The organism is Chloroflexota bacterium (genome assembly GCA_018829775.1).
Classification (GTDB): domain Bacteria; phylum Chloroflexota; class Dehalococcoidia; order Dehalococcoidales; family RBG-16-60-22; genus E44-bin89.
The window spans coordinates 1-10710 of the sequence record JAHJTL010000014.1 but is presented as its reverse complement, the minus strand read 5'-3'; the positions used below and the strand labels follow the sequence as shown (position 1 = coordinate 10710).

The 10710-nt window shown below is 45.7% G+C and carries 10 protein-coding genes; 1 reads left to right on the top strand and 9 read right to left on the bottom strand.

All coding sequences use genetic code 11. The annotated features are described in order from the left end of the window. Positions 1-572 (top strand): IS3 family transposase (locus KKD83_01860; GenBank protein ID MBU2534895.1); only part of this gene is annotated, 572 nt, incomplete at its 5' end. Here KKD83_01860 and KKD83_01855 read toward each other — a convergent pair. From KKD83_01855 to KKD83_01815, 9 genes are all read right to left on the bottom strand, one after another. After that, entirely contained in the window at positions 475-1902 is a 1428-nt protein-coding gene (locus KKD83_01855) for a B12-binding domain-containing radical SAM protein (protein ID MBU2534894.1), read from the bottom strand. The two genes, KKD83_01860 and KKD83_01855, sit on opposite strands and share 98 nt — an antisense overlap. 61 nt (positions 1903-1963) lie before the next feature. Further along, positions 1964-3121: a DegT/DnrJ/EryC1/StrS family aminotransferase gene (locus KKD83_01850; GenBank protein MBU2534893.1), complete on the bottom strand. Its 1158-nt coding sequence runs from the start codon at positions 3119-3121 to the stop codon at positions 1964-1966. Positions 3122-3155: 34 nt separating this feature from the next. Next, the gene (locus tag KKD83_01845) at positions 3156-4571 is read right to left on the bottom strand and encodes a B12-binding domain-containing radical SAM protein (protein MBU2534892.1); all 1416 of its coding nucleotides are present in this window, start codon (positions 4569-4571) and stop codon (positions 3156-3158) included. Positions 4572-4637: 66 nt separating this feature from the next. After that, positions 4638-5327, bottom strand: coding sequence for a glycosyltransferase family 2 protein (locus KKD83_01840; GenBank protein ID MBU2534891.1), 690 nt, complete (start codon positions 5325-5327; stop codon positions 4638-4640). A 64-nt stretch (positions 5328-5391) separates the two neighbouring features. Continuing rightward, a complete protein-coding gene (locus tag KKD83_01835; GenBank protein MBU2534890.1) occupies positions 5392-6435 on the bottom strand; it encodes an alpha-ketoacid dehydrogenase subunit beta in 1044 nt (347 codons plus the stop codon). Between the two features lie 18 nt (positions 6436-6453). Continuing rightward, positions 6454-7389 (bottom strand): thiamine pyrophosphate-dependent dehydrogenase E1 component subunit alpha, encoded by a 936-nt coding sequence (locus KKD83_01830; protein ID MBU2534889.1) that lies wholly within the window; start codon positions 7387-7389, stop codon positions 6454-6456. A gap of 175 nt (positions 7390-7564) precedes the next feature. Then, entirely contained in the window at positions 7565-8554 is a 990-nt protein-coding gene (locus tag KKD83_01825; GenBank protein ID MBU2534888.1) for an SDR family oxidoreductase, read from the bottom strand. A 159-nt stretch (positions 8555-8713) separates the two neighbouring features. After that, positions 8714-10099, bottom strand: coding sequence for an adenylyltransferase/cytidyltransferase family protein (locus KKD83_01820; protein ID MBU2534887.1), 1386 nt, complete (start codon positions 10097-10099; stop codon positions 8714-8716). A 35-nt stretch (positions 10100-10134) separates the two neighbouring features. Beyond that, positions 10135-10710 (bottom strand): GDP-mannose 4,6-dehydratase (locus KKD83_01815; GenBank protein MBU2534886.1); only part of this gene is annotated, 576 nt, incomplete at its 5' end.

Genomic DNA, 10710 nt, shown 5'->3' with positions numbered 1-10710 from the left:
TGAACCAGGTGTGGCTTACCGACATCACCTACATCCGCATCCGGACTGGCTTTGTCTACCTGGCGGCGATTCTTGATGCTTACTCCCGCCGGGTGATAGGCTATGCCATATCCACCGGTCTGGACACTGCCCTGACCCTTGGGGCGCTACGCATGGCTGTCGACGGGCGTAAGCCTGGCCCCGGTGTCATTCACCACTCAGACCAGGGGGTGCAGTACGCCTCGGAGGAATACACAGACGAGCTCAAGAGCCACGGATTTGTCATCAGCATGGCCCGGACGGGCAATCCCTATGAGAACGCCAGGATGGAAAGCTTCTTCAAAACACTGAAGTACGAGGAGGTGTACCTATGTGAGTATGAAACATTTGAGGACGTGATGACCAAGATTCCCTATTTCATTGAGGAGGTGTATAATCACAAAAGGCTCCATTCGGCACTGGGCTACCTGCCACCGAATGAATTTGAGGAGCTACTTAACATCGGCCCGAAGAAGGAGTTACCCCGCCAGACTCTCCTAACCCTATCTGTCCAATCACAGGGGTGCACTCCAGGTAGATCTTGGTTCTATTAAGGTAGCTCTTGGTGATGTAGTAAAGAAAGAAGAAGAACCTGTTATAAGGCAGGTAAATTAACCACTTTAATATTATATTCCTTAAAAAGGGAAGCCATACTGCAAGAAGCCCCAGTGTAGAAAGATTCCTTTGGATATTTTTCTCCTTTTCACTAAAACAGGAAAGTGGTGATTTATTCATGTAAGACATGTGAAGTCCAGAATAGTTGGGCTGGTACATTCCTTTCTTGATACAGTCATCCCCCAGTTCCGTCCGCGGATAGGGGTGAAAGATAGGGAATTCCACATAGGATACCTTAGCTTTTATATTTAAGTCTATGGTCTCAATTTCATTTTCTATTGTGGAATTAGGTAGCCCCAGTATATTATTGGAAAAGGTGTGGATACCATAATTCCGACAGAGATGAAAGGCGTTTATAATTTGCTCTTCACTCATATGGCGGCGTAATATTTCGTTGCGGAAATAAGGATTTCCGGCTTCAATCGACATGCTTATAGAGTGACAACCAGCTTCCTTGAGCAACTTTGCCATGTCTTCCGTCATTAAATCAGCCCTTGTCAGGCAGTGAAAAGGAAGACCGATTTTACTTCTATATTTGGCAGTAAATTCTTCCAGCCAGTCATCAGTTCGGTAAATGAATACATCATCGTAAAACTTGACAAATTCCAGGGAGTATTTGTCTTTTACCTTTCTGATTTCTTCAACTATGTAATCTACCGAATGCCTTCTTATTACCCTGCCTTTGCCGTTGTATAGCTTCCTAAAGACATGGTTGAAACAATAGGTGCAGCTATATGGACAACCCCGCGATGCCATAAAACTTTTCAGCGGCCACCGTCCCATCTCTGTTGTCTCATAGAATAATGCTCTATCGGGGAAGGGTAGATTATCTAGGTCTTGATACAGCAGCCTAAGGTCATCATTTCCTCCTTGGTGAGTAACAATATTTCTTACCGTGGAAATATCACTGCCATGCTCTAGATAGGATAATAGCTCAGTAAAGGCTTCATCTCCCTCACCAATACATATCGCATCCAACGTGCTTTCCTCGATAATGTGAGGGTAGTATGTGGTGTGTGGTCCGCCCATGATAGTGAAGATATCAGGGAATCTATGTTTAATTGCCTTGTTACATTCAACATAGTATTTGTGTTCTCCAGTAGAAGCACTGTAGGCGATCACTTCAGGCTTAAAGTCTTGGATCCTATTGATAATATTCTCCCGACTTAATACACATAGCTGAACAATGTGTCCTTCCTTCTTAGCTAAGGCAGAAATCTGCATTAAGCCGACGGAGTCGATATAATCGATATATTGTACGACAAACATTATCCTCATCAGCTTTTATAACTCGCCTCTAATTTATCTATACTTTTTAAAACTCTCCGTTCTACGTTTTGTAAAATTTTTTAATTGTATCGATTACATAGTGTAACTGCTCATTGGTGAGATGCTGGTGGACCGGTAGAGTAATAATTGACCTCGCCTGAGCTTCACATACGGGGAAATCTCCTTCCTTATATCCAAGGTACTGACAGGCCTCCTGTATATGTATTGGTATTGGGTAATGTACTTTGACTTCGATTCCGTTTTCCAGCAGATAGCGATATAACCTGTCCCTGTCTTTAGCCTGAATAACGTAGGTATGGAATACCTGTTTCACATTTTTCTTTCTGGGCGGAATTGTGATGTGTTCAGATAAATCAGTCAGCGCCTCATCGTAAACTTTGGCGTTTTTTATTCTGGTATTCGTTATCATATCTAGGTCGTTCATTAATCGGATGGCTACTATAGCCTGCAGGGTATCCAGTCGACTGTTATATCCGAAAAGAGCACATTCGTCGCGGTTTTCAAGGCCGTGATTCCGGAGTAGCTTCATCTTTTCAAAAAGCTCTTTATCATTGGTGGTTACAGCCCCTCCATCACCCCATACATTTAAATTCTTCAGCGGGTGCAAGCTGAAACAACCAGCTATGCCGAACGAACCGATTGGTTTCCCATCAATCGAAGCACCTATTGCCTGCGCCGCATCCTCGATAACGTAAAGCCCGTGTTTCTCAGCGATATCCATTATCCTGGGCATATCGGATGGGTTGCCGGTCAGGTGAACCGGAATAATGGCCCTGGTATCCGGAGTGATGGCATTTTCAACAAGTGCAGGGTCAATGTTGTACTCATTGTTGACATCGGCGAATACCGGTTTCGCTCCGGTGTGAGCGATTGCCGCCGCCGTGGCAATGAAGCTATTCGGGGCAGTAATTACTTCGTCACCCGGCCCAATGCCGAGTATTTTCATACTAAAAAATAAAGCATCGGTGCCCGAGTTGAGCCCAACAGCGTAACCTGTGTTGCATAATCGTGCAAACTTCGTTTCAAATTCCTGAACTTGCGGGCCAAGGGTATATTGCCCCGTACTTAATAATAAGGCCTTGATATCCTTGATCATGTCTTCGGCGTGGGCCTGTTTGGGCAGGTCTATGTATTTTACCTTTATTGATTCCTTATCCATGTTGAATTGCTCCAGCAGGTAAGAATATTGGACTTTCATTTTTCTATCCTCCTTTTTCACTTAAATTCTTTTATCATGACCGGAATATAGTCGGGAAAAAAGTTTTCAGGCCGTAATACATTTCCAGGAAAAAGGTGCCTCTGGACAGGGCAATTCTGGTCCTCCGCATAAGATATCTGGGATTTAGATAAAATCTTCGGTAGAACAGGTCGTAGTATTTCTCTAGCTTCTGACGGCTTATATTCGGGTGCTGATAAACAGCTCCACCACCGTGGAGTTTATATTGTGACCAGTCTCTGGTCGTTATCAGGCCTTGCTTCTCCCATTCCCAGAAAAGCCGGGCATCGGGAAGAGGCATGGTAATGGTGGCCTTGGCGAAATCGGGCATTAGTTTAACGGCAAAGTCGATTGTCCTTTTCATACTTTCCTCTGTCTCAGCCGGTAATCCCAACATAAAAAATCCAATGCTCTCCAGGCCGGTTTTCTTAATCATCTCCATAGCTTTTATGCTCTGTTCTATAGTAATCCCTTTATCAATCGAGTTCAGGCAATCCTGGTCGCCGCTCTCAAAGCCGACTGAGACTTGATACAGGCCAGCTCGCTTGGCCAAGGCAAGGAATTCTTCATCAATGCACTCGACCCTGAGACCGGCCGCCAGGTTCCAGGGAAAGTGCAATCCCTCGCGCAAAATCATTTCACAGATTGTCTTGGCACGTTCCATATTCGTGGTAAACATATCATCCACGACACGGATCTCCTGAAATCCCAAGTTCAATATGTGTTTGATTTCTTCAATGACTCTCTTGGGAGATTTAGCTAGAAATTGGCGACCGAAGACCTTCTTGCCGCAGAAACTGCAGTTGAACACACACCCCCGACTGGTCATCAGGTCACTCACTGGTGTTTTTCTTGAGACCAATCTGGAGCACTTGTATCTTTTTATATCGAAGAGGTCTAGGGCGGGAAATGGCAGGGAATCTAGATCCTTAATGCGTTCCCGGGGAGGGGTGGATAATATCTCGCCACCATCCTTGTAATAAATTCCTTTGATATCGGATAGTTTTCTTCCCTCTGCTATTTCCACCATCGTATTGTCGCCTTCCCCTATTACGACAATGTCAAAGTCAGACTCCTTGAGAGAATCATCGGGAAGAGCTGAGGGATGGGCACCGCCCAATACAAGCGTAGCTTCTCTGCCCAATTTTTCTCTGACTCGGCTGCCTATCTGTATAACGTCAGAAAGCAGTGGTGTCGTGCAGGTAACGCCGACAATAGGGGGTTGTGATTCCTCCAGTGTCCTATCCAATACTTGGGTAGGGTTATCTTCAATTCCCAAGTCCAATATAGAAACACCAAATCCTTTTTCTCTTAGCATTGCGGCTAGGCAAGCCAGTGACAGTACCGGATAACGCTGAACATACACATCTACCTTCGTCCCTTTATAGGTTGAAAAGGCTGATGATGGGTTTATTAACAGTACGTTATTCACTCTGTTATATCCTTTATTTACTCACTTGCTATAAACTTAAAGGTATTAACCAAATAGGCAGTCATTTCAGTGCTTTGCCGTCGCCTGGTTGGCGGTATTTTTAAAGACACTGGCAAGGTGCATCGTCCAGACGAGCCAGGCTATCATCTTGATGGCGCTCAGAATGTTGAGGAGGTTGTTCACCGAGGCTTTTCCGTAACGGCGGTTCTGGAGGGTTATGCCAACTTCAGTATAAGTGTGTTTTTGTTTCATTAGCCGGAGAAGAATTGGCGCCATGAAGGCAAAGCCACGGGAATTTACCGTCGTCATTGGTTTCACAAGGTCGGTTCTGATAACACAGGGCCCGTTATAGTAGTGCAGCTTCTTCCAAAAGAGAACGTTCAGTAAGGCAGTGTAACCCCAGGAGACAATCCGCCGTGACAGTGGCCTGATAGCGAAGTTCAGGACATAAGGGATAATCATGTCTGCTTTACCGATATGATTGGCTATAGTCTCAATAGAATCAGTTGTAATTTCATCGTCACCTGGAATAAGCCAAACGTATTCGTGTTTTGCCGCTTTTACTCCGCTCATAAATGTAAATCCGCACCCTCTATTTTCTACGTTGTGAATTACCTTCAAATGAGAATTCTGCCTGGCTAGGTTTTCTGCCACCTGTCCGGTATTATCACGGCTGTCATCATTAACAATGATTATCTCATATTTTGGTATCCTGCCATCGAGTGCCTGGTGAATGGACTTGATTACACCGTCCAAGTTTCGCGCCTCATTATAGGCAAGTACCACAATCGAGACTGATGCGTTATTCCTGCTTGTTGTCTTAGAATGGGCCATGGAAATCCTCATCTATCGGTTTGATGGAACGATTGCTTTTCGTTTGGATTACTTTGCCATCGACTATATCACTCACCGCAGCCACAATATCATCAGCTCCAGGATAGAACAGTCTCTCCAAGGCGTGGGAGACCGGTGGTGGTGTGTCGGGCAGTGCGATATTCCGGGCTGGCGCTCGAAGGTAACTGAACAGGTTGCTAACCACTCTGGCGATTATCTCGGAGCCGATGCCACAGCTTTTCCAGGAAGTATCAGCCACGACGAGTCGACCGGTACGGCGAACAGAATCGAAGATAAGCTCGTTGTCCATAGGGTTAACGGTGCGAACATCGATAACCTCAGCGTTAATACCATGACCCTCAAGTGTTTCGGCAGCGGATAATGCCTCCGACACCATCAGGGATGTAGCGACTATGGTGACATCATCGCCGGGGTGCCGGATGACGGCCTTGCCCAGCGGGACTTCGTAGTATTCCTCTGGAACGTGGCCTATATGCTCATAAAGTTGACGATGTTCAATGAATATGACTGGACTATTATCTTTGATACTGGCGGTAAGCAGACCTTTGGCGTCATAAGGAGTGGCCGGCATAACCACCTTCAGCCCCGGGCAGTGAGTAAAAATAGCCTGCAGGCTTTGGGAGTGCTGTGCTCCCTGTCCCCAACCACGTCCGACAATGGTCCGGATGGTGATTGGTACCTGGCTGGAACCGCCGCTCATGTACCGCCATTTACTGGCATTATTGATAAGCTGGTCCATGGTAACCAGCATGAAGTCGTTCCGGGCATGCACCATTACTGGTCTCATACCACATAAGCTGGCGCCTATGGCGGCTCCGGTGATGGCGCTTTCGGAAAGAGGGGTGTCAAACACACGCCCGTTACCGAACCTTTTACTGGCCTCCAGCATAGTGCTGAAAATACCTTTGGGGTCGTCTACGCCAACTCCCATAGCAAATACTGAATCATCGGCTTCCATCGCCTGAGTCAGCCCTTCAGCTATTGCCTGCGAGTATTTTAATTCTCTCATTGTGCGCCACAAAGGTTATCAGAATACGTCTTTTAAAAGGTCGGCATCATCGGGGAAGGGGTCAGCTTTGGCCAGTTTAAAGGCCGATTCAACCTCTTCATCAATCTTCCGGGCAATCTTGTCCAATTCAATTTCCGTGGTTATTCCAGAGTTAAGCAGCTTATTTTTCCAGCCATTCACCGGACATTTTGCCATCCACTCTTCCACTTCCTCTTTTGTTCTATATCCCATGTCATAGTCATAATTTGGACCAACGTGCTCTCTCCAGCGATAGGTCCGGCATTCCAGGAGTGTGGGACCCTGGCCCTGGCGACAGCGTTTTACAGCTTGACAAGTGGCCTGGTAAACAGCGAGCACATCGTTGCCATCCAGTCGTTCACCCGGTATACCATATATCGCGCTGCGTTGATAGATATTATCTATGACCTGTCTTTTATGCAACGGGGTCTGGGTTGCGTAGAGGTTGTTCTCGCAGACGAAGATAACCGGCAGGCGCTTCAGCGCAGCAAAGTTCAGGCTTTCATGAAAGACGCCTTGCTCTACGCCGGCATCACCGAAGAAAGCTACGGCAAGATAGTTTGCCCCCTGCATAGTCGAGGCTAATGCGGCGCCAACAGCCAGCGGTATTGAGGCCCCGACAATGGCCGACGTGCCCATCATGCCCACCGATTCGTCAGTGAAATGCATTGACCCGCCTTTACCACCGCAGCACCCCGTTTTCTTACCATACAACTCGGCAATCATACGGCGGGGGTCGCCACCCTTGGCCATATAATGAGCGTGGCAGCGGTGGGTACTGAAGATGCGGTCCTCACGCTGCAATGCCGCGCAGACGCCCACTGCGGCTGCCTCCTGTCCAATCGAAAGATGAGTCGGGCATCTCATTTCCTGTTCCGGATAAACGTCAGCGATTTTCTCTTCAAATTTCCGGATTCTCAGCATCATTTCGTGCATGGATAGCAAGGTACCTTGCGGGATACCTTTTGCCAAGTTTTTGGTGGTATTGACTGTAGTTTTCGCCATATCTTTCAACGAGCCGAATCAATAGTCGGACAAAGCTGTCGGTTAATGAGGTAGTAGAATATAGAAAACAATCGAACTTCGAAACTCAATCCCAGCTCTTTATTACTTATCCAATTCTATCGGCGAATAATTCTTTCATTGTTCTTATGTTGTAGTGAATACTATTGTCAGCATTGGGGAACATATCTCTATCAAATGCGCCTTTAATATCCTGAATGGCTTCCCTAACGGTCTTCTTTGTCTGAAATCCCAGCTCATCCTTTATTTTTTCCGAGGATATGCGATAGGAGCGGTTATCAGCAATATCGGCATTTATCTCGATAACGGCACCTGTTTCTTCACGGACCATGTTGGCGATTTCTTCAACGGCGTAATTGGTTGTGCCAACATTAAACACTTTGCCATTGATTTTTTCCGCGGGGGCTTCAACCAGCATGACATATAAATCCGTAATGTCATCAATGTGTATATTGGGACGATACTGGGCACCTCCATGTACCGTTATTACCCCATTGGTAATGGCTAACTTGGCCAATATATTAACGATGACATCGAATCTCATTCTCGGTGAAACCCCGCACACGGTTGCCGACCTGATTGATACAGTGGTCAATCCATCTCGAGCCGCATTGGCTACGACCCTTTCTGTTTCGGCTTTTAATTTGGCATAAAGCGTTATCGGCTCCAGAACAAGTTCCTCGGTCACGGCGGCTTCCTCTTTAACCCCGTAGACACTGCTGGTTGAAGCATTTATGAATCTCTTTACGCCGCAGTTCTTGGCTGCATTAACTAGTTGTATTACCGCATCTCTATTTACTTCATAGGTTAAGGATGGATCAAGATCAGAACATGGGTCATTAGCTATAGCCGCTAGATGAATTACCACATCATTTCCCGGCAACATGGAGAGCAGAAGTTGCAGGTCTCTGATATCTCCTTTCACGACATCGACATTCTGCATAATTGGTAAATGATTGCCGAAGAGCATGCTATCCAGAACAGTGACCTGATATTTTTGAGCCAGCTTTGGTACCAGAACTGAGCCAATGTAGCCACATCCGCCGGTAACTAGTATTCGTTTCCCGAAATCATTCATACATCTTCTCCTACTTAAGAAGTGTCCCGATGTATTTAAACAGGCTGACGGGTTCTACTGGAGAGCGATTGCCTACAATACGTATGGCCAGAGCGCCAACGGCGTTCCCGATAAATCCGATTAGGTCATCGGGGAATCCTGCGGCAACACACAGGGATGTTACTGAAAAAAAGCATCACCGGCACCTACCCTATCTACTACTTCGCGGGAAAAGGCCGGTACTTCTATTACACCATTGTCTTGGTTGTAAACGAGGGAACCGAGATGACCCTGAGTCACTACCGCACGGTGACATTGAAGCTCTTTCGCTACCTTATTTACCAGTACATCCAGAGAACCAAAATTATCGTGAGTAGCCAGACGAATTTCCGGCTCATCAATGCAATAATAATTCGTACGTGGGTATTTTGTTATCAGGTTGAATCCAATATTTGCCGAATTGGTCTGAGCGTTTACCGCCAGGAACTTTGCCTTTTCACAAAGGACATCTATTATTTTCTTCCCTATGAATCCATGACCGTAGTCACCGACTATGATGAGGTCGTAATTGGCGACATCTAATTCAAGGTATTGACAAATATCTTTTTCTAACGAACCATTTAATTGGTGACCATTCAGAAATTGAACTTCGAATAGTTTCTTCAAGAGTTCTGTTTCAACGAAACGGCGTTTGACTATGGTCGTTGAATCAGGTTGATAGAAAAATTTACTTTTCACGTTGGGCCTTAAGTTGGCCAGTATAAAATCTCCGTAACCATTTACCGTACCCAAACAGGTTACCACTTCAACCTCGTTACAGAAGCCGGCTACATGATTGGCTATAGCCAATATGCCACCAGCGAACGTTTCATCAGATAGGTATCGCGCTGGGATGAGGTTTTCTTTTGGTGATTTGCCAAGTGGTTTGCAGTAGTGATACTCGTCGATAATTGTGTCCCCAATAACCAGGACCCTCATATTCTGGAGGTTTTGTAATCGATTAATAATATCTGAAGGCGAGTACTTATCTCGTATTTCGTCGATGAAATCCCTAGCTTCGTTTGGCAGGACATCAAAGTGAATATTAATTAGCTTGGTGGAACTGAACGTTATTTCTTCTGTAAAATGAATTCGACCACCAGCGGATTTAATTGCCTCTTCTTCATCCTTTATTTTCCCCGTCAGGTCTTCTTTAACATCAGTATAATCACTGCCTTTGCAGTAAACATCGGGTTTTATGTGTTTAATTGTTTCCACTGCAGTGGCCCATTCATTAATCGCTACATAATCAACGGCTTGAAGAGCAGCAACAGACTCGGCTCTGAGTTGCTCGTTAAAGACGGGACGCCCCGGACCTTTAGCCACATATTTATCCTGGGTTACGGTTACTACAAGCACATCACCTTCCCGCTTTGCCGCCTCAAAGTGCCTGATGTGACCCGGATGGAGTAAATCAAAAACGCCGTGACAGTGCACGACGGTTTTACCCTCTTTTTTAAGCAGGCATATAATTTTAGCCAGTTCTATGATAGTTTTAATTTTTCTTTGACTCTTAGACTGTGCCATCGCTTTTTTCTACTTCTTTTTTTATATTCATTGATTCAGGTGATAATAATTTCCTGCGAGAGATACTGGAACCATTCCCTTGTGGCCTCAGCAATTGTTTCCGGCGTCCAAACCGGTGCTTGAAGCCAGTAGTCAATGTTATCCAATAAAATATCAACCCCTCTCTCTAATGTAATACGTGGTTGCCAACCCAATAGTTTCTTTATTTTCGTGATATCAGCATGGGTACAGTCGGGCTCGCTAGGACGTTTTGGTATATAAACTATATCCCCTTTTAAAAGTTCTACGAGTCGATTAACACTATAAGTATTGCCACTGCCGACATTCATCACTTCGTTTTCAATGCTGGATTTGGCCCCTATGATCAGTGCTTCGACAGCATCAGAAACGAAGGTAAAATCTCTGGTTTGGGTGCCATCCCCCACCACGGTAAATGGTTTATTATGTATCTTCTGGGCTAAGAATACACCGAAGACGGCGCCATAGGCTCCAGAAGTTCGGGAACGGGGGCCGTACACATTAAAGAGTCGTAGCGATAAAACCGGGAGTTTATAGATTTTACCCCAATGGAGCGTGCAATGTTCACCCAAATATTTGGTCAATGCGTATGG